19 protein-coding genes are annotated in these 26,304 nt (G+C 47.8%); 5 read left to right on the top strand and 14 right to left on the bottom strand.

The features are described 5' to 3' along the window. Positions 1 to 148: 148 nt before the first annotated feature. The 11 genes from ACYCS5_RS16655 to ACYCS5_RS16605 form a co-directional block, all read right to left on the bottom strand. The gene (locus tag ACYCS5_RS16655; RefSeq protein ID WP_459759804.1) at positions 149 to 1,759 is read right to left on the bottom strand and encodes an FAD-dependent oxidoreductase; all 1,611 of its coding nucleotides are present in this window, start codon (positions 1,757 to 1,759) and stop codon (positions 149 to 151) included. A 25-nt stretch (positions 1,760 to 1,784) separates the two neighbouring features. Next, positions 1,785 to 2,720, bottom strand: coding sequence for an ROK family protein (locus tag ACYCS5_RS16650; protein ID WP_152526700.1), 936 nt, complete (start codon positions 2,718 to 2,720; stop codon positions 1,785 to 1,787). Positions 2,721 to 2,877: 157 nt separating this feature from the next. After that, the gene (locus ACYCS5_RS16645; RefSeq protein WP_342425557.1) at positions 2,878 to 3,717 is read right to left on the bottom strand and encodes a MurR/RpiR family transcriptional regulator; all 840 of its coding nucleotides are present in this window, start codon (positions 3,715 to 3,717) and stop codon (positions 2,878 to 2,880) included. Then, entirely contained in the window at positions 3,695 to 4,414 is a 720-nt protein-coding gene (locus tag ACYCS5_RS16640; RefSeq protein WP_029516815.1) for an N-acetylmannosamine-6-phosphate 2-epimerase, read from the bottom strand. Before ACYCS5_RS16640 ends, ACYCS5_RS16645 begins: the two co-directional genes overlap by 23 nt. 5 nt (positions 4,415 to 4,419) lie before the next feature. Beyond that, positions 4,420 to 5,961: a DUF4127 family protein gene (locus ACYCS5_RS16635; protein WP_459759803.1), complete on the bottom strand. Its 1,542-nt coding sequence runs from the start codon at positions 5,959 to 5,961 to the stop codon at positions 4,420 to 4,422. 97 nt (positions 5,962 to 6,058) lie between these two features. Continuing rightward, positions 6,059 to 7,885, bottom strand: a complete 1,827-nt coding sequence (locus tag ACYCS5_RS16630) for a protein O-GlcNAcase (protein ID WP_459759802.1) — start codon at positions 7,883 to 7,885, stop codon at positions 6,059 to 6,061. 49 nt (positions 7,886 to 7,934) lie between these two features. Then, complete coding sequence (locus ACYCS5_RS16625; protein ID WP_459759801.1) at positions 7,935 to 8,825, bottom strand: carbohydrate ABC transporter permease; 891 nt, start codon at positions 8,823 to 8,825, stop codon at positions 7,935 to 7,937. After that, positions 8,825 to 9,706 (bottom strand): carbohydrate ABC transporter permease, encoded by an 882-nt coding sequence (locus tag ACYCS5_RS16620; protein ID WP_029516819.1) that lies wholly within the window; start codon positions 9,704 to 9,706, stop codon positions 8,825 to 8,827. Before ACYCS5_RS16620 ends, ACYCS5_RS16625 begins: the two co-directional genes overlap by 1 nt. A gap of 249 nt (positions 9,707 to 9,955) precedes the next feature. Continuing rightward, the gene (locus ACYCS5_RS16615; protein WP_029516820.1) at positions 9,956 to 11,230 is read right to left on the bottom strand and encodes an ABC transporter substrate-binding protein; all 1,275 of its coding nucleotides are present in this window, start codon (positions 11,228 to 11,230) and stop codon (positions 9,956 to 9,958) included. Between the two features lie 184 nt (positions 11,231 to 11,414). Beyond that, positions 11,415 to 11,978, bottom strand: a complete 564-nt coding sequence (locus tag ACYCS5_RS16610) for a DUF420 domain-containing protein (RefSeq protein ID WP_029516821.1) — start codon at positions 11,976 to 11,978, stop codon at positions 11,415 to 11,417. 295 nt (positions 11,979 to 12,273) lie between these two features. Continuing rightward, on the bottom strand, positions 12,274 to 12,549 hold the full coding sequence (locus tag ACYCS5_RS16605) for a GNAT family N-acetyltransferase (protein WP_029516822.1): 276 nt from the start codon (positions 12,547 to 12,549) through the stop codon (positions 12,274 to 12,276). Between the two features lie 313 nt (positions 12,550 to 12,862). Here ACYCS5_RS16605 and ACYCS5_RS16600 point away from each other — a divergent pair, with 313 nt between their 5' ends. Both ACYCS5_RS16600 and ACYCS5_RS16595 read left to right on the top strand, forming a co-directional pair. Further along, complete coding sequence (locus ACYCS5_RS16600; protein WP_029516823.1) at positions 12,863 to 13,828, top strand: ATP-dependent DNA ligase; 966 nt, start codon at positions 12,863 to 12,865, stop codon at positions 13,826 to 13,828. A gap of 110 nt (positions 13,829 to 13,938) precedes the next feature. After that, entirely contained in the window at positions 13,939 to 14,481 is a 543-nt protein-coding gene (locus ACYCS5_RS16595; RefSeq protein WP_029516824.1) for a MarR family winged helix-turn-helix transcriptional regulator, read from the top strand. 285 nt (positions 14,482 to 14,766) lie between these two features. Here the strand turns inward: ACYCS5_RS16595 and ACYCS5_RS16590 are convergent, their stop codons facing one another. After that, positions 14,767 to 15,702 (bottom strand): manganese-dependent inorganic pyrophosphatase, encoded by a 936-nt coding sequence (locus ACYCS5_RS16590; RefSeq protein ID WP_274386410.1) that lies wholly within the window; start codon positions 15,700 to 15,702, stop codon positions 14,767 to 14,769. A gap of 362 nt (positions 15,703 to 16,064) precedes the next feature. On the opposite strand from ACYCS5_RS16590, the gene ACYCS5_RS16585 reads away from it, so the two are divergent. Next, positions 16,065 to 20,351, top strand: coding sequence for a S8 family serine peptidase (locus ACYCS5_RS16585; RefSeq protein ID WP_318628200.1), 4,287 nt, complete (start codon positions 16,065 to 16,067; stop codon positions 20,349 to 20,351). An 83-nt stretch (positions 20,352 to 20,434) separates the two neighbouring features. On the opposite strand, the gene ACYCS5_RS16580 is transcribed toward ACYCS5_RS16585, so the two are convergent. Both ACYCS5_RS16580 and ACYCS5_RS16575 read right to left on the bottom strand, forming a co-directional pair. Beyond that, a complete protein-coding gene (locus tag ACYCS5_RS16580) occupies positions 20,435 to 21,931 on the bottom strand; it encodes a sensor histidine kinase (protein WP_209949955.1) in 1,497 nt (498 codons plus the stop codon). Beyond that, positions 21,928 to 22,614 (bottom strand): response regulator transcription factor, encoded by a 687-nt coding sequence (locus ACYCS5_RS16575; protein ID WP_029516829.1) that lies wholly within the window; start codon positions 22,612 to 22,614, stop codon positions 21,928 to 21,930. The genes ACYCS5_RS16580 and ACYCS5_RS16575 overlap by 4 nt, the downstream gene beginning before the upstream one ends. A 240-nt stretch (positions 22,615 to 22,854) precedes the next feature. Between ACYCS5_RS16575 and ACYCS5_RS16570 the strand changes: the two genes are divergently transcribed. Both ACYCS5_RS16570 and ACYCS5_RS16565 read left to right on the top strand, forming a co-directional pair. Continuing rightward, entirely contained in the window at positions 22,855 to 25,194 is a 2,340-nt protein-coding gene (locus ACYCS5_RS16570) for a glycosyltransferase family 39 protein (RefSeq protein ID WP_459759800.1), read from the top strand. Between the two features lie 17 nt (positions 25,195 to 25,211). Next, the gene (locus tag ACYCS5_RS16565; protein WP_459759799.1) at positions 25,212 to 26,303 is read left to right on the top strand and encodes a glycosyltransferase family 2 protein; all 1,092 of its coding nucleotides are present in this window, start codon (positions 25,212 to 25,214) and stop codon (positions 26,301 to 26,303) included. Position 26,304 lies beyond the last annotated feature (1 nt).

Below are 26,304 nucleotides of genomic sequence, written 5' to 3'. Positions count from 1 at the left end.
TGAAACTGCTGTTTTGTTGTCAGCTCAAATAATATATCATAAACCCCAGCAACTTAGCAAGCACTTTTTTTGTTTTTTTTTATTTTAGAATAAATCCACTCATCTTTCAGCTCATTTAAAATCAGTCGAGGGGCTAGTTGCCCCTTCATTAGCTGATGACTTCCTCTGGCTCAAATACCTCTGCAGGCCAGTGCAGTTCCACACCTTGGCGAAGAAGAACATTTTGAAAACATCCAAGATGCTCTGCTGATCGGCTCACTTCAATGGGATATACTTCGTTGGAGACACAGTAAGCTGCTAGACTTCCTGATGATTCTCCTATATTCCATTCTGTAGGATGCAATCGATAGCAGCCATTGGCTATTTGGGTCATCCCTATATTTTTGCAGGCAGGAAGTAAATTGAGCACCCTCACCGGAATAAGTGAGCCCAATGGAATTTCATAAGGATAGTTAGGGATGTAGAATGTTCGCTGAGATACCGTAGTTGGATGAAGATCCAAATGATAGCTACCTACACCTACACTGTCTGTATATCGCTTAGGAACCTCTTCTCCCCGAAGCTCACGACTTACATCAAACTCAGATATCATATACTTGGCCTGAATTCGGCGTGACTCGCGAATATAAGCCGTTTTAGCCAGACCGTCAGATGTGCCGAGAACATCACCCCGTAGTCGAATTCCCGGATAGCCGAACCCTCCATCTAACCGGGGCGCTTCGGTTTGAAGCCAATATATTAATGAACGAGTCAACTCACGCGCTCCTTCTCGATGTTTTGCCTGCTCCTGAGCAGTGACACCGATCAATGGCCCAAGGTAATAATCATTTTGCGCCCAGTTTAAAAGAGTTACCTCACCATCATTTAGCGGTTTGCTCCATATCGAGGGATCTACAATACGACGATAATCCCATAAGGATACAATGCCCTGATCGTTAGGAAACAATGTGAACTGTTTTAGTTTACTGGTATCATCCGCGTCAGTAGCAAACCAGCTCAAAATCGGAAAACGGGAAAAGGAAGGAATATAATTTCTCCAGAAATCATATTGTTGCGGCCGCTCTATAATGAAGCTTTCCTGGGGAATATAGTCTACGGCAGCCACATGTGTGATAGATTGCATATCAAAAGGGTTAGCACACTCCAGTGCATGAGGCTCACCCGTAGCAGCCCGCGACTCCGCTCCACTCGTATGCTCCACTCCTGCCATTGGAAGGAGATCACCACACTCTGTCGCATCCAGATAAAACGCTCCGTGCAGCACTCTAAATCCACACTTATGATCAGCGCTATTCGAGGTACGGACAGTTACAGAAGTAATACAGTCCCCATCCGTCTGAACGGCAATAGGCACGGTGTGATAGTATACATGAACGCGCCCCGTATTCAAATAGGGAGCGAGCATATCTTCAAGCACCCGCAGAGCTACCCGTGGTTCATGGGCCAGACGGCTTACCCAACCGTTCCCAGGGTTGAGAATGGGATTATTTCGAGCTTCTTCGGTTAACGGATAGTTCTGACGGTAATAGTCACGTACACGATTACGGAACTCACGGTATGTTGCTGTGCAACCAAATTGTTCGATCCATCGATGCTCATCTGGGGGAACCGCCTGTGAAGTTAACTGCCCCCCTAACCAGTCCGTCTCCTCTGTCACGATGACTCTCATGCCAGCCTTCGCCGCCGCGAGAGCTGCCGATGTCCCCCCCAGGCCTCCGCCAATCACAACAATGTCGGTATCAAGCCGTTTTTGCGTCATGGTTCGTTCCCCTTTCATTCTTGTACTAGGACTCGGTCATTTCGAAGGCAAGCCGTGCAGCACCGATAATTCCAGCGCGATTGCCCAACAATGCCCGACTTACTTCCGTTTGAACTCCAAATTGGTGCAGATGCTTTTCCAGCATGGGCCACCAGACCTCTCCCGTGTCCGATACTCCTCCGCCTACAATGATCCTCTCAGGATCAAGAGTCACTGAGATGTTAGCTAGAAGTACAGCTAAATCTGCGGTGTAATCATCCAGCACCTGAATTGCCTCCTGGTTACCGTGAACGGCCTCTTTCACAATCTCGTTTCCCGAGCGGTACAATTTACCGACGTGTTCCCTACCTCGACGTAAGAGGGCGCTCCCCGATACATATTGCTCGGCGCACCCTTTTCTTCCGCAATTACAGGGGTGTCCTCCGGGGAATAGAATACTGTGCCCCCAATCACCGCCGCTCCAATGAGCCCCTCTGCACAAGAGGCCATTTTCCATATATGCACCTCCGACACCTGTTCCCAACGTGAGCATCACCAAGCGTCGCTTGCCCTTCCCCGCTCCCTGCCACGCTTCTCCAAGTAAAGCGGCGTTCGCATCATTATCAGCAACCGCTCGTAAAGCCAGTTTTTCCCTAGCCCATGTTACTAAGGATGTACCTTGCCAGCCAGGTAGGTTATCTGTGGCATACACAACTTCGCCGCTCTCCACATTTACTCTGCCAGCAGTAGCAATGCCAAGAGCGCCTACATCTATATGGGCACCGAGGCTGGTATCTCCAAAAGAACGCAACAGCCCGAGCACAGATTCTGACACCTGCGACAACACCCATTCACGTCCCCGGGAAGCGTCCGTATCCAGCCGGATTTCATCAAGCACCGATCCGTCCCGTGCCACTATGGCGGCCTTCACCGATGTGCCCCCAATGTCGATTCCAATGACTCTGTTCACAGCAGCTGCCACCACACCAACCTCCTTGTTACCCTACATAAAAGCTTACTAGCTCTTTGTACAAACCTTCTATTAATAGCAATACATGAAATAGCCATTCATAAGCACCACAAACACAAGTCATTGAACCTGTCGAAACGCACAGTTTTCAATTCACAACTGAAAAATCTCAATAGCTTCGTTCAATAACGGCCCTCGCTGTTTTTTCCTTCATCTGTTTGGTGTGACTCGCGTGCTTGCGAGCAAGCCCTTCGCAAATGAGGTCAATCACGAATAGTTGTGAGATTTTAGCGCCGATTGAACCACCTTCTATCGGCGCTTCTTTGCCCGCGGTTAGCAACACGATATCTGCAATGGAGGTAATGGGTGATTTCGCATAATTTGTAATTGCGATAACAGTTGCACCGTTTTGCTTGGCTTTATGCAGCATATCGTTCGTATCCAGCGTACTTCCTGATACACTAATGCCGATAGCCACATCACCCGGGTTCATGGATACCGCCATCATCGACTGAATATGTCCGTCTGCCACAGCCTCGGCGCGACGCCCGATCCGTAAGAAACGGTTTTTAGCATCCTGCGCGGAAATCCCCGAAGCACCTACGCCGAAAAATTGAACATAGCCCGCTTGATCGAGACACGCAATCGCACGACCAAGCTCTGAATGGTCCAGCAGCCCCATACTGGAGTGCAAAATATCGAGCATGTTGTGATACACCGTACGCGTAATATCTTGTTCGTCATCTGGGTCGATGTTCTCCTCGCCCATATCAGTTTTACGATAAGTCTGGTTTTGCGCTAGGGACAGTCGGAAATCCTGATAACCTTTAAAACCAATCTTCCGACAAAAGCGCATGACGGTCGTTTCGCCTGTACCTGCAAAATCCGCCAGCTCCGTCACAGAGAAATATATGATGTCTGCGGGATGCTCCAGTACGCACAAGGCAACTTTCTGCTCCGATTTCGTTAATGAAGGATAATACGTTTTAATTCGGTCGTTCATCTCCATAGATGCATTTCACTGCCTTCCTTGCGGCATCGGCAAACCGCTGCGTAATCAATTGGGGTCTGGTAATCGCCGAGCCTACAACCACTGCATGTGCTCCCATTCGGAATGCTTCCTCAACCTGCGCTGGATCATAGATTTTGCCCTCTGCAATTAAAGGAACGGGAACCAGTTCCGACGCTCTCCGAACCAGCTCCAGATCAGGACCCTCAATCTGAGCAGAGTACGGCGTATACCCGGATAACGTGGTGGATACGCAGTCTGCGCCAAGGGAGGCCGCATGAAGTGCCTCCTCCAGTGTCGATATATCTGCCATGGAAGTGACTCCCTGCTCATGGGCATAATCTATGAGCCTCTTCAGCTTGCATCCCGCTGGGCGCGGTCGTAATGTGGCATCCAGCGCAATGATATCCGCGCCTGCCTCCACCAGTTCCTCCATTTCACGAAGGGTAGGCGTAATGTAAATATCAGAATCATCATAATCCCGCTTAACCAAGCCAATCACTGGTAGAGAAATTGCCTGTTTAATCGCACGTACATCCGATGCGCCATTGGCGCGTATCGCCACAGCTCCACCCTGCTGTGCGGCAAGCGCCATTTTGACCATAGAATCTGCTCCATGTAACGGTTCGCCTGGTAGCGCCTGACAGGACACGATCAGTCCGTGCTGAACTTTGGATAATACACCTTCCATTCCCATAGGAATCACCCTCTCTTCTCAGCATGATGCCGTACGGTTAATGCGACTTCAAAGGTGCGGTTCCACGGCATGTAGCAATCTATAATTTCCACGCGGCCTTCCGGCCCGTTCACATATTCATTGAGCGCCTGCTCCAGCCGTCCGCGAATAACCGCAGCTACCGAGCCTCTCGGTCCATCGAGCATAAACTTGGTAAAACCCATCTGCTCTACAATTCCGTTATTCATAGCCGTACGTACCACAGCGCAATAACAGGCATCCTCGGCGTAGCGCAGCGACAGAAAATCCAAATGTTCCTCCGTACAGCCATAGTGGGTATACAGTATGGACTGGGCAATGACGGTGCCCAGCGTGTTAGAACTGGTATTCCAGCCTGCATAACCCGCCAGCTTAAAAAGCAGTCCTTTTTGCTTCAATAGTCTAAGTAGCTTGAGATCTGCGCCGTTGGCGTAGCCCACATCAGCAACTGCAACATTTTGACCTGCATATTGCAGCATATAAGAACCGTACTCAACCAGCTCTACTACATTTCGATGTACATCATATCCGGTCATTGCACGCTGCTGGGATGAAGCCTCTGCCATCGTGTCACCAGGTGTGTTAGCCAACAAAATCAAATCAGCCTCCGTTGCTGAGGAAGCTATCAGCCCACCTGCCGCCATAATCTGATATTTTAAGGTTTCGTAAAAATAGCGATCTTCAAAAAGCGGTACTACGAATGCCCCCTGCAAAGCAGACAATCGGGGATACACCCGTGGGACTACATTATTCATCTTGTTAACCCAACGAGCCAGCAACGTACAACCCACTTCATCTGCCCCCGGGTACATGTATACATTCAAATCCAGCCCAAGCTCAGAAATACGACTTCTTAGCCGCTGCTGATCCTTGGCGGTATAGCCGTAGGGAGCCGAATCATCCTGTGGGATGATCATAAAATCAATGATACCTTCTGCTACGAGATCCAGCGCAACTTCATTGGCCTCCAAATTCACATGGCGACGCCCCAGGTAATCATCCAATATTGCCATTGGCAGACGCTCGTTGATATCAGCTAATTCGAGTAACTCTTCTGCGGTAGCAATCCCCAGCTCCTGACGATGCTCAATGAAGCCCTTTCTGAATATCTCACGACCCCAATCGGCATAGTAATCCGGTTCTTCATCAGCCAAAGAATATTGCGGACAGCGCATAATCAGTTGAAATGCATACAGGGTCAGTTGCGGATATAGCTGTTTTAGCCTGCGAAGCCGATTCACTCTATCTTTGACCTGCTCGCTCGACATACTGTGTAGTCGAGAAGGTACGATTCCTCCGTACAGCAACGTATCCATCGCAACAATGGCTCCATCAGCCGCCGCTGCGCGTTCTTCGAGCCATGCCCATAGTCTGGTCGTATCGCCAGGGGTTTTCTTTTGTCCCATCCATTCTAATGGGGGCCGCTCCATCTCAAAGTCTGTGCCCTGTGCCAGTAAATAAGGAAATTGATAATTACAGGGCCGCTCATCCAGCGGTATAAAAAGTAATCGGGTTTTGGGCTTCACCATACGTTCCACCTCTCCTGAAAATTACCGTTATCCTAACGGCAAATGATTATTTTCAGGGCAGCTATGCTGCCTTGGTTGCTTAATCCAGCGCAAATACTCACAAAATCAGCCGATATTTTCCTTGTTCGTCCTGATCGACATAACCCCACTGCGCAGCAGCACGGATCGCCGGATTGCTACCCAGCCGAGCCTCCGCTTCTAAGCAAGCAGTGATACCGCTTCGCAGTTCTCCTACGATTTCGTCTGTCAGAGGTGACGGCTCTTGCTCGTCAACAGCTTTCCTCGGCGTGCCGCTCTCCCCCGACTGTGCATCGTCCTGTCGCTCGCTGCTGAGCGCAGCTTGACGCAACACCTGCCACAGGCCCGCATCCAGCTCGGCACGTTCCAGCCACGGTGCGGCCTGGGACACGAATCCTGCCGCTGGATCACCGGCAGGCACGCTCCGTAGGACGTTCACGGCCTGAAGCAGCCGCTCAAAGTACATATCCAGTGCAGGGATATCGCGCATTTGCAAAGCAAGGTCCACGTCCTCATACGCGTTGCCGCCTAGTCGGCTGTTCCTGTTTTGACGACAAAAAAACATCAATTCATCCGCACGCTCTCCCACTAACTCCTGCGCAGCCCATTCCCAAGATCGCTCAGGCATATACCGTTCACTGTTCCACATATAGTGGGACATCGTAATGAGCGTCACTTTGGAGCATTCCCACTGATTCATCGGGTTGGCCACCATACCGGTATGTCCACAGTCTGGTAGCCCGGAATATCGTCCGCGCAGCGGATCAAGGAATAACCGATCATGGTCACAATCATTCACCGGGATGTTATCCCACAGCCACAGCTCATGCCCGAAGAATGCATGATTATCAGCGGCGTGCTCGCGACTAATCTGTGGAGCAAAAACAAAGTACCCGGTCCAGAACACCTTAATCTCCGGATGCAGCCGCTCACGGAAATCCTTTTTGTATTCGGTATCCCAATATGACCAATATTCCGAAGGACAGACCGTCAGCGTAAATTCAGGCAGTCGTTCAGCTAGCCATGCATGCACCTTGTTCGTCAAAAAGACATGAGCGTGACCCGAGCGGCCCAGCAAATGTCGATTTCCCCCTTTGAGTACGTAGTCAATGTCATCCATTAACACAGAAAAATGACGTACGCCAATCGCAATCACGGCCGCCAGCTTTTCAGTCAATTTAAGGAAGTCTTCATCACTGCCAAAGCTCAGGTCGTTCCCTGGGCTGATACAATAATGGAAATCAACCTCATGCCGTTCGCAGGCTTCCTTTAATTCGCAAATCTGGGCAAACGTATCCTCAGGGTACGGCTCTCTCCATAGCTCACGATGATATGGATCATCCTTGGGGGCATACATGAATGTGTTCATCCGATGCGTAGCCATAAAACGGACGGCATCCAGCCGATCCGCAAAACTCCACGGTTTCCCATAGAAGCCCTCAATAATTCCTCTGACCGGGAAGGAAGGCTCATCCCGAATAGACATCACCGGCAGAGTACATCGCTCCTGTTCCACTTGAAGCAGGAGATGCAGGGCATCCATACCGTATTTGAGCCCTCTTTTATTGGAAGCATGAATTTCAATCCGCCCGTCCTTCTGAATGTCCAACCGATATCCGTCTGCAGCAAGCATTCCGTCATATTCGAGCACCAACTGCACGCTTCCCCGTGTTTCAGTCGGTACACCCGGCCCTGGAGGCACAATAAGCTTGATCGGTCCCTCAGGGTCCAGCACACCTTCATACTCCTGATTCATTGCAAAGCGAGAGGACAGTTCACAGATCAGTCGCGGTTCGGAGATAACCAGCCTTTCCCCGCTGTCATACACATCACGAAAATAATATTGAATCTCCTGCGGTGCTAGCCCTACACTCGAATAAGGCCCCGTTCCTTCGGACAGTTCCATCGCAATCGTCTCCTTCCATTCACAGGCTCTTCGTAGCCGTGACTACTGGCTATCCTTTTACCGCTCCCGCCAAACCTTCCATATAGTAGCGCTGTGTAAACAGGAACAATATAATGATCGGCAGTACCGAAATCATTGTGCCGGCAGCAATCCAGCCGAAGTTATAGGCAAATTGACCGTTGAGATACGTGAGCGCAGCTGCTAGCGGATATAGCTCCGAATCGTTCAAAATAACGATAGGCCACAGAAAGCTGTTCCAGAACGACATCGCCTCCAACAGAGAAATTACAGCAAGCGCTGGCTTGACCAGCGGAAGCACCAGCTGCCACCAAATTCGAAACTCCGAAGCGCCGTCCATTTTACCGGAATCACGTACATCGGTGGGAATATGAATAAACGTCTGTCGCATCAGAAAAATGTTGAACACGGAGACTGCCCCAGGCAACACTACACCCAAATATGTATTGCCCAGATGAAGCCCTTGAATGGTCAGATAATGCACAATAAATGCGGTGTAGGAAGGAATAATCATCGTGGCAATCAGCAGCGTAAACACCAGATTTTTACCCTTAAAACGAAACACAGCCAAGGGATATCCTGTCAGACTGGCGAGTACCACATTGAGCACAACGCCCAACACCGTAATGATGACCGTATTCAGCATATATTTTGGAAAATTCATGAACTGCCACACCTGAACATAATTATCGAAATTAATAAAGGTCGGAAAAATAGCGGGCGGCGTTGAAAAAATGTTACGGCCTGGCATGAGGGATACGCTGAGCAGCCAGAGGAACGGTCCCATTAAAAAGAGGGCAAGTAGCATTAGAAGCACGTAGGTGACCGTCATTCTCAGCATTCGGGCGAGACTGCGCATGATGCGGCTGCTTTCCTTTTTAGGAAGAGATGAGCGTAGCAATTTGTCATCCTTTAGATTCATCAATAGGGATTGACACCACCTTTCCTATTGAATCGGAATACGATAATACTAAGTACGGCAATCATTGCACCGACAATTAAGCCAAGCGCCGAAGCATACCCAAAATTAAACTGCTCCATCCCCTTTTGAAAAATATACAAGCTCGATGTCAACGTGGCCGTTCCCGGTCCACCCTTGGTTAGTACATATACTTCATCAAATACGCGGATAGCTGACATGAGTGATATAAGGGTACAGAACAGAACGTAAGGTCTTAGCAGTGGAAGAGTAATATGAACAATCAGACGCCATCGGCTTGCACCGTCGACTCTAGCGGCTTCGTACAGATCTTGAGGAATGTTTTGTAATCCAGCCAGATAGAGCATCATATAATACCCGAGTCCCTTCCACATTGTGATGAACATCAGTACATACAAGGCCAAGTTGCTGTCCGATAACCAGTGTATGTCTTTGCTAATCAGGCCGATCTGTATGAGCAAGTAGTTCACTACGCTGTTATTGCCCAACAGCCAGCTCCAAATTAAGGCTACAGCTACCATTGAAGTCACAACAGGGATGTAGTAGGTCGTGCGGAATATTTTGATTCCCGGAATACGGCTGTTCACAAGCACGGCCATCAGGATGGAGAAAATTTGGAGAAAGGGGACAATGAGCACGTACAACAATGAGTTCCAAATCGAAATAAGAAAGTTACGGTCCTTAAACGCCGCTTCAAAATTATTCAAACCGACAAAATGGGTATCTGATATGACAGAGTAGTCTGTCAATGCCAGCGGAATGCTGTAAATAATAGGCCAAAATACAAAGACGGCAAGCAATAACAGTCCCGGCGTCATAAAAGCCCAGGCCGTAAAAGACTCCGACCTCAACCATTTGATCATGCTGCATCACCACCTGATTTCGATAAATGAACAGGGGAGTATTCACTCCCCCCAGAGTGTCGAGAAAGTCCAACGGACTTTCCGGCACTTTATTTTTTATTTGGGGAAACTCAACTTTTAAAACAAAAATCGATTTAAAACGATCTGAGGACCCATTTTTATTTGATCAAAGTGGCCATTTTAAACCTGATTAAAAAACAGGGGGTTTCTCGACAGCCTGAGGGGAGTATTCACTCCCCCCTGTCAAACCTATTGCTTTAAAATATCGTTTACTTCCTGCTCCAGAGCAGTTAGCGTCTCCTTCGTATCTCTTCCGTTCAATAAAATATTTTGCAAGGCTCGCGCGATGGCACTATTCACATCTTTGGCATTGGGCACACCAACCATATAATCTGTCGCCTTATCCAAACTTTGCGCGGATACTACCTTGGCTTGTGCTTCTAATGATTTGTCAGACTGAGTAAAATATGGATCCTTAATGGAGTCTTTCGTGGAAGGTAGTGTATTCGCCGCTTTAGAAAAAGCAGTTTGACTCTCTGCGTTTGTCAAGAAAACAGCAAATTTCACTGCTTCGTCCACATGTACAGACTTAGCAGGTACGACCAAGTCCATAGAGTTGGAGAGCCGCACATCGGCTTTGCCAGTTGGGACAGGGACAGCAATTGTGTTCTTATAAACGTCTGGCGCTGCCGTTTTGATAAAATTGATGAACGTGGGGCCTGCCAGCTCGAAAGCAACCTGCTCGCCGGCATAATATTTCACTTGTTGTGAGAAGTCAGCGTCTTCCTTGAGTACAACGCCATCTTCCATCTGTTTTTTTAGATTATCAATCATGGTGACTGCTTCTGGTGTATTGAACGCCGCCGCTGTCTTTTCTTTATTTAGGATAGGAATGCCGTCCACAGCGAAAAGCTTGGATACAAGCTGCTGAGCATAGCCTGCCTTGCCAATTTTTCTATTGATCTGACGGCCCCATTCAGACAATTCCTCCCGGGTTTTAGGCGGATGAGCAGGGTCCAATCCGGCGGCTTTGACCAGCTTTGTATTCATGTAAAGTACTTCTGTACCGGTATACCAGGGCAGCGCATAAGCTTTACCGTTAATGACTGTGGAATTATAAATACCCTCGAAATAAGCAGCCTTTTCCTCGGGCGACAAATGCTCATTCATATCAACAACAGCACCCTTGGAGCCCATTTGGCTAGCAAATTCTGTATTGAGATTAACTACATCCGGACTGCTGTTGCTAGCGATACTTGTCAACAGTTTGTTGGTTACTGCGTCATAAGGGTAATCCTTCCAGTCAATTTTGACATTGGGGTTCTTCTGCTCATAATCGGCAATCACCCGATTGAAATACGGGGTAAATGTAGGTTGTAGTGCAATGGTCCAAAATTGCAGTGTTACTTTCCCTCCGTCAACCTTTTCCGACTTTGATCCTCCACCACCGCAGCTGCTCAGCAGTACAACCAGCGCCAGCATAGATACAAGCAACCGTAACCTGCCTTTCGCTTTCTTTGTCACATGGTGACCCCCTTGTTCTTAGTTGATTAAGGCAAATTATAGCAGAAATACCGTTATAGAAGGAACGTTTTTTTAATAAAATAAATTTAGAAGGAATAATTTTTCTTTTATTGGATACAAAAAAGACGCCTCTTCAGCAGAGACGCCATTTCCCTAAATCAACCCATCAAAGGGTTCACATCTATTAATAGTATGGGGCCATGAAAACGTACACCAGTACCCCGGTCAAGCTCACATATAGCCAAATTGGCATCGTCCAGCGCGCAATCTTACGATGTTTTGCTACCTGCATCGTCCATCCCCATACAACCGTGAACAGTGCCAGCGGTACAATAATTGCAGCCAGTATGCTATGCGAAATCAACAATGTAAAGTAAATCGGACGAAGGATACCCACACCGCCATATTTTGCAGTTTCCGGCGAAATGTAGTGAAAGGTCAGGTAGGAAAATAAAAATAAAACGGTACTGGCAAAGGCCAGCAGAATAAAGGTTTTATGCACCTTGATGTTCTTCTTGAAAATAGCAACCAATGCAGCCACCAGGAAAATAAACGTGAAGCTGTTAAAAATCGCATTCAACCTTGGGAAAATAGTGAGATCAAAACTGACACTCCCCTGGTATCCGATCGGCGAAAAGAATAGCAGCAAAATAATCACGTTGGCTATAATGGAAACGGTGATAATCAAGGTTGTAAAATTACGATTGCTCGTTGGAACGTACTGCTTGTCCTCACTCGCTTTATTCATCATGAGCGTCTCCTTCGTTTAAATTCAGGTTTTCATTATTTTTGCGGTCATAACCATAATATATTATATAGAACTCATAGTTAGCCTGTGAAGTGACAACAGTATGAACAATTTCACAGCCATCCGGCAAGAAATGTGCTTCAACATTTGAGGATAGCCCTTTGTTTCCCTATATCAACGGTAGAATGCATTCTTTTTAAAAGCTTTATGCACACAAAAAAAACACCGGAAGAGTCTGATTACCCGCTCCGGTGTTGTGTCGGTTATGCAGTTAAGCAGCCTTGATGATCCATATTCATTGCTGCCACACGTCACTGTATTCTTTATGGCGCTTGAACAGAGCAAGTGCGTACGAGCAAGCAGGGATAACCTTTTTATGCTGATTTCTTGCCATCTCAACCACTCTGTCGATGAGCTCCTTGCCAATTTTTTGACCCCGTAACTGCTCGGATACAAATGTATGGTCAATGACCAATGAGTGGTCATCTACGGATTTATAACCTACTTCTGCAACTACCTGTCCATCATCCACCATGACTACTGCATGGTCCTCCTCGCGAATTTGTCTCATGAGACCAATCCCCTTTCTGACTGAAGAAAATCCCGTAAAACTCATGCTAACGAATTAATGCAATCACTTCATGCCGACGCTAGATATTCTTATCATTCCCCTATTTAGGGATCAGAGAAACATCACATACGAGGATTTTGCAAAAATCCCATAAGCGACTTCCAATGAACAAGATATACATCGAAATGGTTTAGTTCGTCTATATCTTGCACTTCGGAGCGACTGGAATCAAATTTTGCAAAATCCTGATACATAAAATAAGATCTATCGTCGACACTATATTTATTCATATAAAGGCAAGGGAGGTGCTGCGTTGCGTACAGAAATAAAACCCGTCATCCCGTTTGAACCGGAACTGAGCGAAAAAGTACCTGTAGATGCAACAGGCCTTTGGCGTTACGAAATAAAATGGGACGGTACGAGAATTTTGACGTATCACAACCAGGGCAGCACACGCCTGTTCAACCGCAAACAGCACGAACGAACGCTTTTATACCCGGAGCTTGCTCTCTTCCCCTCCTACTGCAAGGCTGATTCGGTCATATTGGACGGGGAAATGATCGCACTCGGTGCCGACGGTAAACCATCGTTCCATGAAATTATGCGACGGGATCTGATTCGTCGGACGGATCGAATTCAGTCAGCCTATGAAGCTGTGCCTGCTACTTACATGTTGTTTGATATTATTTATCTGAACGGGGAGTGGGTTCATCTTAAACCGTTACAGGAAAGGCTTGAACTGCTGCATCAGATCATCATACCGAATGAACGGATTCAACTGGCTCCCGCTCATCCTGATGGACAAGCTCTATTTCAGGTTATGTGCAGCCAAGGAATGGAAGGTATTGTGTGTAAAAAGCTGGATAGTCCGTACACATTGGGCGGAAAGGACGGACGATGGCTCAAGGTCAAAAATTATGGCGATATCATTGCCGTTATCGGTGGCTATACCCTGAACGGAGGCATTATCAACGCTGTGTTGCTGGGCCAATATGATAAACAAGGAATGCTGCGCTATATCGGGCATGTGGGTACGGGCAAGCTGACTCGGGAAGATTGGCGTCAGCTTACCGAGCGCCTGCTACCACATACCATATCGGAACGACCCTTTAGCAATAAACCGGATCGGCATCAAGATGCGTTTTGGGTGCAACCCATGTATACCGCCAAGGTTCAATATAGTGAGTGGCGGTGGCAAGAAGGACGTACCCTGCGTCAGCCCTCCATACAAGCCTTTGTGAATCAGGACCTCGATCAGTGTATCGGCCCCTGGATGTGACGTTTTACAGATATATTTTCAAAAAATGCGGAACAAAGTTTGTATAAATCATTGCAACCAGTGGTTAATTAAATTACAGTTAACTAATTAACTACATCGAGGTGGATCGCATGTTCTTTTTTTTGGACTCCGAAATTCGTCAACTGGCCTATAATCTCTTTCCAGGTGGCAATAAACCAATTGGTGTTTTGGTAGATTTATTTTCCATAACTTATGAAATACGTAAAAACATGGAGAAGCGTTCACGTGAATTTGGTCTCTCCTACGGGCAATATATCGCGCTTTGTGTACTTTCAGCACAAAGAGATGAAATGTCTTCTCCTTCTGCTTTGGCTGAAAAGATGGGTGTAAGCCGGGCAGCAATCAGTTCCATGGTTATTTCTCTCGAACAAGAGGGATTCATTAATAAATATGACGATCCCAATGACAAGCGGGGAGTGTTCGTGTCCCTGAACGATAAAGGAAAAAGTAAAATTCAACAGATGGATCCCTTTTTCGTAGGGCTGGCTTCACGTCTGATGTCAGACTTTAGTGAGTCGGAAATCTGTCAGTTCCAAACCTATTTGTCACGCGTACGTTCTGCGTTTGAAGATGTCAAAGGTTCGCGTCTAACCGACTCCAGAGAGAAGAGAGAAAAATGGTGCGAAGACTGAGGCAAAAACTGTTCGTCAAACTTGCCCGCATATCTGCTGGCAGAATGGGTGCTGCGTCCGATTTCAAACCTTCGTATTCTCCCAAAGTACATCGGAAAGAAAGGATCATCCACTCCCTGTATTCTTCATTTTTCATGGTAGCGGTTTCATGATGGGCAGCGCTGAAGTTGAAATTGGCATTTGAGTTCCGCATCGGAGACGTCTGGCAGAACTGAAGAAATAAAAATAAGCCTCCTGCTGCCACTGCCATTATGCAGTCGGGTTCAGGAGGCTTATTATTTATCATTACAAACTGTTAAAAGCGTCAGTCAATACAGGTACAATTTGCGATTTGCGCGATACGACGCCTTTCAGAACAGCCTTATTGTCGTCCAACTGAACATTATAGGCTTTTTCAACTGCCTGGGCTTGGCTTCCCAGCGCAATACCAATGGAATCACTGTTCACAATGTCTGTTACGACGAACAAGAACAGATCAAGATTTTTAGCTTCAATGGTTTGGGCCAATGCAGCTTCCAGATCAGCTTGACGGGACAACACATCGTTTACGTCTACTGCGTTCACTTGAGCAATTTCCACTTTGCGACCATTCATCTGAAATTCTTTGGCATCCAGACTTACTAACTGTTCAATGGTATGACCACTCAAGTCAGCTCCCGCTTTAAGCAAGTCAAATCCGTAACGATCTGCATCCACACCAGCAATTTCAGCCAGTTCACGAGCAGCAGCTACGTCTTGATCCGTGCAGGTTGGGGATTTAAACAACAGAGAATCGGAAATAATCGCGGACAACATTAGACCTGCGATATCTTTCGGAATTGCTACACCATTTTCCTTGTAGAGCTTGTTCAAAATGGTGGCTGTGCAACCCACTGGCTCAGCGCGGAAGTATAACGGCTGGCTTGTTTCAAAGTTAGCGATCCGGTGATGGTCGATGACTTCAGTTACACGTACCTTGTCAATATCAGCGGCGCTTTGCTGGCGTTCATTATGATCGACCAGAATGACGTTGTCCGTTTCAGCAGCAACCTGCTCAACCAGACGTGGCGCGCTCACTTTGAAATAATCCAGTGCATACTGCGTTTCCCCGTTCACCTCGCCCAGACGAACCGGCTCTACGTCCGCGCCCAGTTTGGTTTTTAAGTCTGCATAAGCAATAGCTGAGCAAATGGTATCCGTATCCGGATTTTTATGCCCGAAAATCAATGTTTTTGCCAACATAATCGACTCCTTTGCCTTAGGCATTTTACATGATTGTGAAACCTCAACAATTCCAATGCAGATTATATCATTAAATCTCGCATTCTCCCATTCCTCTTCGATTGTTTACAAAAATAATCTAGTAAATTCATAACATTTCCATGGAATCTACATGTAATGTTAACCTTATTTTTTCTAAAAATATAAAAAACATATAGTAATATATCCCACCAATATGGTAAGATATGCCTCAAAACTGGCAAGTTAGTCACCAGTGGTCAATTCTATTATTTTAGATATTAAGGGAGGCGTGAGAATAACGGCAGTGGCTTCAAATCCTAGTATGTAGAGATATCATATTTTGATTGAAAAGAGGGAAATCTTTGAAAAAGCCGATCATTTTGCAAAAAATACCTGTCGTATCACTCGCTCTTGCCTTGACGGTAAGCTTGTCTCTGCCGTCTGTCAGTTCTGCTGCTAGCGCAGATCTGCAAATCAACTCATTTCTGGAAGCTCAGCAAGCATTGACTATTGAGGCGGCTCCGGCCTTCATTTCGCCAGAGCTCAGCACAGATTCTTCCCGTCAGGTCAGAGTCATCGTACAGCTTGATGGTGAGCCCTTAGCCGTGGACAAATATGCAGCACGTTCAGGCGTCCAAGCTTTTACAGCTCAATCTGAGCAAAAAGCGGAATCCGCGATTGCCACTGAGCAAACTACGTTCGTAGACCAAGCCGCTGAGCATGGTATTTCTCTTCAGGTGAATTACCAGTACAACACGGTGCTTAACGGCTTGGAGGTCACACTGCCAGCCAATAAGATTCCAGAACTGGCTAAACTGCCAGGCGTAAAATCCATTCATGAAAACAAAACGTATTATTCCATCCCCGTACAGGACCCGCCAACACTTACAGCCAGTGAAGCCACTTATGATAACGCACCGCTGGACCAGATTGGTGTTCCTGAAGCCTGGGCCAAAGGATTGAATGGCGCGGGAATCAAGGTCGGGGTTATTGATACCGGTATCGATTATGAGCATCCGGACTTGAAAGAAGCCTACAAAGGCGGATATGACTCTTTTGAACAGGACAACGACCCTTACGAGGAACCGTTCCTCGAAAAGGAGAATGATCCATTCGGCACAGGTTTTAGCGGAACGACACATGGTACTCACGTCTCTGGCACAATTGCTGGTAAAGCCGCCAATAAATCCTCGGATATTGTGCAAAAGGGTATTGCCTATAAATCGGACTTATACGTGTATAAAGTGCTTGGACGCAATACCAAGACGGGTCGCTCCTCCGGTTCCTCCGCACAGGTCATTGATGGTATTGAACGTGCTGTCAAAGATGGTATGAACGTCATTAACCTGTCGCTGGGCTCGGATTCCGAAAAGGACCCGAACTCCCCGGATTCCATTGCTATTAATAATGCTGTACTTTCCGGCGTAGTCGCGGTCATAGCGAATGGTAATGCGGCCCAACAAGGACCCTACTTTTATTCCATGGGTTCTCCCGCAACATCCCAGCTGGCGATTTCCGTCGGTGCAGCCACTTCCCCGAGCCATAGCTATTCAAATAAAGCATCCGTTAATCTTGTAACCTATGGTAATGATGAAAAGCCTTTAACAGTTACATCAGATACCTATTACAATTTTAATATGATGGCTTGGCAAACTTTTCATGAGGATTTTTCTTCTATTATGGGGACAGAACCATTGGAATTGGTTTATGCCAATTTGGGATATCCAGATGATTTCACTTCTAAAGATGTAAAAGATAAGGTTGTGATCGTATCGCGTGGCGTCTTGGGCTTCGTAGACAAGATCGCAAACGCACAACAAAATGGTGCAAAGGCTATTATTATTTTTAATGGTCAAGCGAAATCTGGCGACAGCACACGAGCCAATCTGAGTGAAGCTATCCCTGGTTACGATGGCTACATTAATTCGAATCAAGGAGACAATGTAGATTATATCCCTACCTTTGACATGACAGGAAAAGAAGGTAGAGCACTGGCAAGACAAATCATTGAAAGCCAAAACCACAAACAAAAATTCTTTATTGCTTTTGGAGAAGAGTATCATCGTACTGACAATCCTGGTAATACCATGGCCGGATTTAGCTCCCGCGGACCCAATGGCGATGAACTGCTGAGCATCAAGCCGGACGTGAGCGCACCAGGGGTTAGCATCATGTCAACCTACCCTGCCTTCGCCAAGTTCTATCCGGATGCATCCTATGAGCAAGCTTACAAACGCAGCAACGGAACGAGTATGGCATCTCCGCATGTGGCTGGACTTGCCGTGTTGCTGAAGCAGCAACATCCGAACTGGACACCGTTTGATATCCGCGCTGCTCTGGCAAACACTTCGGTTACACTCTTTGATGAGGATAAAATCCAATATGATGTGTATTCCCAAGGTGCAGGCCTTGTAAACATCGCTAATGCGATTCAGACGCCAGCCCTGCTGGAAACCGTCGAAAAGATTACGATTCTCGACAAAAACTTTAATCGGCAGGAGGTTGTGAATTACAATCCTTCCGCCAGCTTCGGGGTGTTACGACCTGGTAGTGATGCGAAGCAGATTCAGCTTCAACTCAAAAACTTGTCGGCTAACACTGTGCAATATGAAGCCAGCACCGTGTTACATGATAATGTAACCTCTGATCCAACTAAGCCGATTGCTACACCTGACGTGAGCAACATTGCCGTTCAGTTGCAAGGTGTTGGCGCGAATGGAGCAATTTCGGCAGAACCGGGTAAATCGCAACCGTTCTTCCTGTCTGTGCAACCAAATTCGGGTGCAGCCACAGGTGTATATGAAGGGGAAGTTATTCTGAAAAGCGCCGGACTGCCAACACTACATTTGCCGTTCGTCGTTCATGTGGGCAAAGAAAATCCAACGACAGGCTTTGGCTTGCAGGACCTGAGTGTTACCAACCCGATTATTTACCCAAGTCGGACAGGTGCTCAGCGCTCAACAGATTTGGCTTTCCGCCTGACCACAGATAAAACCAACCAGATCGCGCTTTATGTATACGGCGTAGATGATAAATTGATCGGTCTGATTGATGGAATAACGACTTCCAAAGAACAAGGAGCTAACGCTCGCCTCAAACAAGGCGTATATTCCTTTAAGGGTATTGACGGAAGTTACGTGGAATTAGATGACAATGGCAAGCCTGTGCTGGATGCTAATGGTCAACCCGTTATTCAACACTTGAAAGATGGCGTGTACAAGCTGGAAGTCAGTTCTCCTGAACTGAATGAAAAGGGCGAAGTTGAACGCAATACCGATGGCCCTAAACTGTTCACCGCCACTAAAGCTATTCGTGTGGATAATAGCGCCGCATCCAGCGGTAGTGGTGGAGGCGGAGGTGGTGGAGGTGGCGGCAGAAGCAATACTACACCTTCTGCTGCAACGAACACATCCACCCCTGTTCCTACATCTGCTCCTTCACTTCAAAGCGTAGTGAAGCAAGGACAGGCTGTTAAAACTGTCACTACAGCCGTTGCATTGAACAATAATGTACAGTCGCTGACAGTAACCGATGCAGATTTGCAGGCTGCCGTGACAGCAGCAGGTTCCAGCCCGACAGCTATTGTACTGTCGGCTACTAGCCAAGCAGGCCAAACGACGAAAGCATCGCTCACTTCCACACAACTGGTAACGCTGGGCAAGGCTGCAGCAGGAAGCAGCTTGATTGTAAGCAATACAGGCTCCTCTCTGGCTTTGCCAGTATCCGCTCTGAAAAATGTTCCTGCTGGTGCAGGCATTGAAGTGATCATCAGCAGCCAAGCAGAGGCGAGCGGTACATTTACAGGCAAGCTGAAAGGCTCCAATGTGATCGGCACCCCGGTAGGGTTTGAAGCTAACGTTGTCACTGGTGGCAAGAGTCAATCGCTCAAAGTTGCTCCAGGACAGTTTATTAGCAGATCTTTTACAGTACCTGGTCAAATTGATTCCAATACAGCCGGTGTACTCTATACGGCAAACGGAAATGTCTATCCCGTTCCATCCGTCTTCACCAAGCAGGCTGATGGATCTACCGTCGTCAAGGTAAGCCGTCTGGGCTTCTCGACGTATGCAGCGGCGACACGTCCCGTTAGCTTTGAAGATATTTCATCGTCGTATGCCCAATCCGAAATTCAATCGCTGGCGAACAAGTTGCTGATCAACGGTACGACCGACACGACTTTCTCACCGAAGAAGAACGTGACACGTGCAGAATTTGCAGCCCTGGTAACCCGGGCACTCGGCCTGACACCAGGTACTGCTGGACCATTCAGTGATATCCCGGCAGGTAGCTGGTACTCCGGCGATGTGGCAGCCGCTTATGAAGCTGGATTGATTACGGGCCGCAGCAGCGACAAGTTCGATCCGAATGCTAATATCAGTCGTCAAGAAATTGCTGTCGTGCTGGGTAAAGCTATAGACCTGCTTCAAATCAAAGCAGCAGCCGATGGCCCTGCACGTACACCGTACCATGATGCTTCATCCTTTGCAGGCTATGCCAAGGACAGTATTGAAAAAGTAAGTGCAGCAGGCATCATTAACGGAGAAGCGATTAAAGGCTCCTCCTACTTCCAGCCGAATGCACCTACAACCCGTGAGGCATCTGCCAAGGTGCTGCATGTGCTCTTACAAAAAGCTGCGCTGATTAACTAACAATTAAAAAGCCTCCCGAGCCGTGTTATAACCAAAGCTGCGGTTCGGGGGGCTATTTCTATGTTACGCCATAATCTGCAATACTATACTGTTCCCGCTAAAGGTAGCGTTACTTTGAATACACTTCCCGTTCCCAGGGTGCTTTCGGCTGTAATGTTCCCGCCGTGTGCTTCCACGATAGACTGTGTAATGGCCAGACCAAGACCCGCCCCGCCTGAGCTACGTGTACGCGATTCATCTCCACGATAAAAACGCTCAAATATCCGCTCCAGCTGTTCTTTACTCATGCCTGGCCCGTTATCACGAATTTGGATATCCACCAACTTCTTACCTGCAGACAGGTTTACCTGGATTACACCTCTTTCCATATCGGTATGCTGAACCGCATTGTGAAACAGATTGAGCACGACCTGCTTGATTTTATCCCCTTCTGCCAATACCCGTATACCTGCCGTCATATCAAAAACCACTTTACGTGTACCTGCTAGCATAAGAAGCTGCGGTTTCATTTCCAGCAGCAACGCATCTAATGGTATGTCTTCCAGCTTTAACTCCGGTGTTCGATCCAGCTTAGCCAACAATAGCAAGTCAGAGACAAGCTTATTCATCCGCTTGGATTCACCATACATACTTTCTAATGCTGATTGGAGCTGCTTCGGATTGGATGCAGCTCCACGAAGCAACACTTCCAAGAAGCCGTGAATAGACGTGAGCGGGGTGCGCAGTTCATGGGAGGCGTCCGCAATAAATCGTCTCATCTGCATCTGCAATTCCCGTTCGGCTGCAAAAGAATGCTCCAGCCGTTCCAGCATTCCGTTAAATGAAACCGCCAAACGATCCACCTCATACTGCCCTTGCTCTGCGTCAAAGCGCTCGGCCAGATTGCCCGCATCAATACGTTTGACAGCCTCAACCATCCTGGAAAGGGGTACCAACGTGCGGCGCAGCACCGGAAGCATAAGCGCCAACCCAATCGCAAGTGCAATCAGAGACAATAAAATAAAGGTGCGGAGCTGGTTAATCAACTGCTCTTGCATAGAAGTCGTGGATACGCCCATTTGAAGTAAACCGGAAGAACGGTCAGGTGGACCAAGCGGACGGAATACAACCAGTTGCTCTTTCCCCTGGGCATCCGTGATTAATTGATAGCCGTGACGCATGCGCTTACTCTGCTGCATTGCTTGATACTGCTGAGTGGTGAGACGCGGCGGTTTAAGTCCATTTTCATTGGACAAGCTCTGGAAGGTGCCGTCTATACCTATAGAAGCAAGCGACATATCCGGCCAAAACAGAAACGGTCCCGGTCGATTACTCCTTCGATTGGACTCATCTTGAGGAACGGTTACCCCAGCCCCGCTCTTTTCCTGCGAATCCTTAATCAATAAATCGGCAGGAATTGAATTCAGCTGCGTATTCATAGCTTCTGCCCGACTGCGATACAGAAAATCTTTCATCAGAAAATATTGTAGAAAACCAATCAATACGAGCAGCAAAGCCAAAATAAGTAACGTTCTGGCCAAAAGCTGGGATCGGAGAGAACGGAGTGCATATTTTCTCCGACTTTTCCCGCCCGCCTTCATAGCAGATCCACCCGGTATCCCACACCGCGCAGCGTACGAATGACCCGGTGCTCCTTGTCTTTGAGTTTTTCACGCAAGGAGCGAATGTACACCTCAACAATATTATCCTCGCCTCCAAAATCGTACCCCCATACCCGGTCCAGAATACGACTTTTACTTAACACAATCCCGTGATTCAACACCAAAAACTTCAATAGTTCATATTCGGTAGGCGACAGTTCCAGCACCTGACTCTGATAACGGATTTCCTTCCGTCGATCATCCACTTGAAAGGGGCCGTGAACCACTTCTCCCAGCAGATCGGGGAACTGATTGCGCAAGCGCGCTTCAATGCGAGCCAGCAGCTCATTAAAACTGAAGGGTTTTACAACATAATCATCCGCGCCGAGTTTTAATCCCTTTACCCGATCGTCGACATCATCCTTGGCAGTCAGCATAATGACCGCGATGTTATCCTCCGTCTCCTTGAGACTTTGGCACACCTCAAAACCGTTCATTTCCGGCATCATCACATCCAGCACCGCTACATGCGGGCGAAACTCTTTTGCCAAATCGAGCGCTTGACTCCCGTTCTCGGCGGTTCTGACTTCATATCCTTCATTAATCAGTCCAAGCTCTAAAAATTGCAAAATATGAGGCTCATCATCTGCCAGCATAATTTTAACTCCGTGTATTGGATTCATTATTCATCTTCCCTTTCATGTTGCTGCATTTTTCTCATATAAAAGTCGATTCATTTTCACCTGTATCTAATATACCTGAATCCTGTCGCAAAAAAAGCACCCCTGCTCAGCTTTCAGCTAACGTTCAGGGAGCGCTCAGAACGCATTAAGGTACGTCTGGCATGATAATAGCAAGCCGGTAGTTCACCGGGCCAAGATCGGAATAAATACAAAGAAACTTTCACAGGGAGTGGAATGAACATGATTAAGAAATGGTTTAAGACCAGGGCGGACATCCCCCTGATCATCATTATGCTGATATCCGCATTTTTGAACGGATACAACATCTGGCAAGACAAATATGTAAACACCTACTACACGACGGCCGTAGCAAGCATGCTACAAAGCTTTCACAACTTCTTTTTCGCCTCACTTGATTCTGCCGGATCGGTAACGGTAGACAAACCCCCTGTGGTGTTCTGGATTCAGACACTGAGCGCCTATATATTCGGGCTTCACGGATGGAGCGTTATCTTGCCACAGGCGCTGGCTCAAGTCGGATCGGTCTTGCTCGTTTACTTGCTCGTCAAACCGAGCTTCGGTACGATGGCCGCACGTTTGGCCGCCTTCGCCATGGCAACGACACCGATAGCCGTAGCGGTTAGCCGTACGAATAACATCGACGCTATGTTGGTTTTCACACTGTTGCTCGCAACATGGCTATTGTTCAGAGGCCTTAGAAATAGCAAAACCGGGCTGATCCTTGCTGCTTTCGCAGTCGTAGGCATCGCCTTTAACGAAAAAATGTTACAAGCCTATATGATCGTTCCCGCACTGGGTCTGTTCTATCTGCTGGCTTCCAAGTTTAACTGGAAGCGAAAAGCAGCAACACTGGTAGGATCAGCAGTTGTCCTCCTGATCGTATCACTCTCTTGGGCAGTCGTAGTGGACTCTACTCCGGCAGATGAACGCCCTTATATGGGGAGTAGCGGTACGAACTCTGTGCTGAATTTGGCCTTTGGTTATAACGGCCTGTCCCGTCTGACAGGAGATCAGGGTACAGGTGGCAATCGTGGCGGAGAACGTACGGATCGGAACAATAACGCTGCAACGAATAGCAGCAACACAAACACGGATCAGGCTCAGACGACCACATCATTGGACAGCACTACTTCTACGGATGACTCAGGTGCCAACAACATGGGTGCAGGTGGTCAAATGCCACCGGGTGGATTTGGCGGCAACGGACAAGGTGGTCCTGGAGACGGGCAAGGTGGTCAGGGCGGTCCAGGCGGTGGACCGGGAGGGAATTCTGGTGGAGGCATGTTCGGTACTGGCGAAAAAGGACCTTTACGGTTGTTCCAATCCTCCCTGTCAGGTCAAGCCAGCTGGCTGCTTCCATTTGCATTAATTGCTTCCATCGGCCTGCTTGCAAGCACTCGACGTCGTAATATCACACAAAAACACAAAGAGGTCATCTTCTGGCTGACCTGGTTGATTCCCGTAGCTGCATTTTTCAGCGTAGCAGGATTCTTTCATCATTATTACCTGATTATGCTCGCGCCACCAATTGCAGCGCTCTTTGGAGCAGGATTCGTAGAATTGTGGAAGCAGTATCGTGAGCGTTCCAACTGGCTCTCCTGGCTGTTACCCGCAGCAGTATTGGCAACCTCGGTATTTAGCTGGTTTGTTTTGCAAAATTACAACGATACCATTGGCAGCGGCTGGTCCATCACGGTATTGATCTTAGGGATCATCGGCACGGTGCTGCAGGTAGTGGCACGAATGAAATCTGAGAAGTTCACAAGGTTCGCCATCATTGCAAGTGTACTCGCTATGTTTATCGGTCCTGCATATTGGGCATTGACACCGATCATCTACGGAGGGAACAGCATGATTCCACAAGCCGGACCCACTCAATTTGGCGGCGGTGGCGGTGGCGGAATGCCGGGCGGCAATGATCGCAATAGAGGTCAGAGCGCCAATGGACAACAAGCCGAAGGAACTCAAACGAATAACCAGACCAATAATGCAGAGAATTCCAGTCCTGATGGAAATACTTCAAGCACACAAACAAGTACAGACACGGAGCAAAAATCTTCTACCCGTTCCAGAGGAATGGGAGGACCCAACGGTAGCCAAAGTTTAGATCAAAAAACGTTGAGCTATTTGCAAAAAAATAACACAGGTGAAACCTACCTTTTCGCAGCAAGTAATTATTCAACGGCTGCTCCTTACCTGGTCGAGGCCGGACAAAAAGTAATTATTATGAACGGTTTTGTATCCTCCGATCCAGTCTATACCGTCGATAAAATCAAGGCGCTGGTCGAAAGCGGACAAGTGAAGTACTTCATGATTTCTGGTGGAGGCGGCGGACCGGACGGCGGTAACTCTGAAGTCACTGCATGGATCAAAGAACACGGCAAGTTGATCCCTACAGATGAATGGAAAACAACAGCAGACGAAACAAGTACAGACGTTAAAGCCACCGAGAGCGGAAGCGACACGACGAACAGCAATGCGAACGCCCAGGATGGTCAAGGTGGCCCTGGCGGAGACGATCGTGGCGGAAGCGGTACTTTATACGAAATCACATTATAAATGAGGAGGAACTACGAATGAGTGAACCCATCCGTTATTCCATAGTTATTCCGATGTACAACGAGGAAGCTGTTATTACGGAAACCTACCGGAGGCTGAAACAAGTCATGGGCTCAATGGGTGAGCCCTACGAGCTGATCTTCGTAAATGATGGAAGTTCGGACCGCAGCGTCCAATTGATCAAGGAATTCAGTCTCAGAGATGACACCATTGTATTGATTGATTTCTCTCGCAATTTTGGTCATCAGCTAGCGATTACCGCCGGGATGGATTATGCGGTGGGGGAGGCGGTCGTCGTCATTGACGCCGACCTCCAAGACCCGCCGGAACTGATTGTTGAGATGGCTAACAAGTGGAAGGAAGGCTATGAAGTGGTCTACGCCAAACGGCTCAAACGCAATGGCGAAACTCGCTTCAAGAAATGGTCTGCCAGCCTCTTCTACCGTGTACTTAAAGCATCAACGGACATTAATATCCCGGTCGACACCGGGGACTTCCGCCTAATGGATCGTAAGGTCATAGAAGAATTGAAACGGCTGCCGGAAAATAACCGATTCGTTCGTGGACTGGTCAGCTGGATCGGATTCAAACAAACTGCTGTAGAATATGAGCGCGACGAGCGGCTCGCGGGCGAGACCAAGTATCCGTTGAAACGAATGATCAAGCTCAGTCTGGACGGGATCACATCCTTTTCGATTAAGCCGCTCAAGCTGGCAGGGTATATCGGTGCACTTCTCTCCATGTCCGGCTTCCTGTATCTGATGTACGTACTGTTTCTCAACTTTTTCACCGACTCCTACGTGATGAAGGGCTGGTCGTCTATGATTAGCATCAGCCTGATTTTCGACGGGGTGATGCTAATCATTCTCGGTATTATGGGTGAATATGTTGGACGGATTTATGACGAAACCAAAGCACGTCCGCTATACATTGTCCGTGAGCATCTGGGTGGACAATACGAAAACGGTCCGACACATGCTATGAAGGCCCCTGAACCACGCGAGTCCCTGTACATGCAAGGAGCCCGTGAAAGCCTGATTTCGGCAGGACGCACAGTGCGCGGCAACAGTGCGGTATATACCGGACCCAAATCCGGTCATGGAGCCTAAA

The sequence above is a fragment of the Paenibacillus sp. SEL3 genome (genome assembly GCF_054602585.1).
Note: the sequence above shows the minus strand (reverse complement) of the source record. Positions and strands in the feature narration are given on the sequence as shown.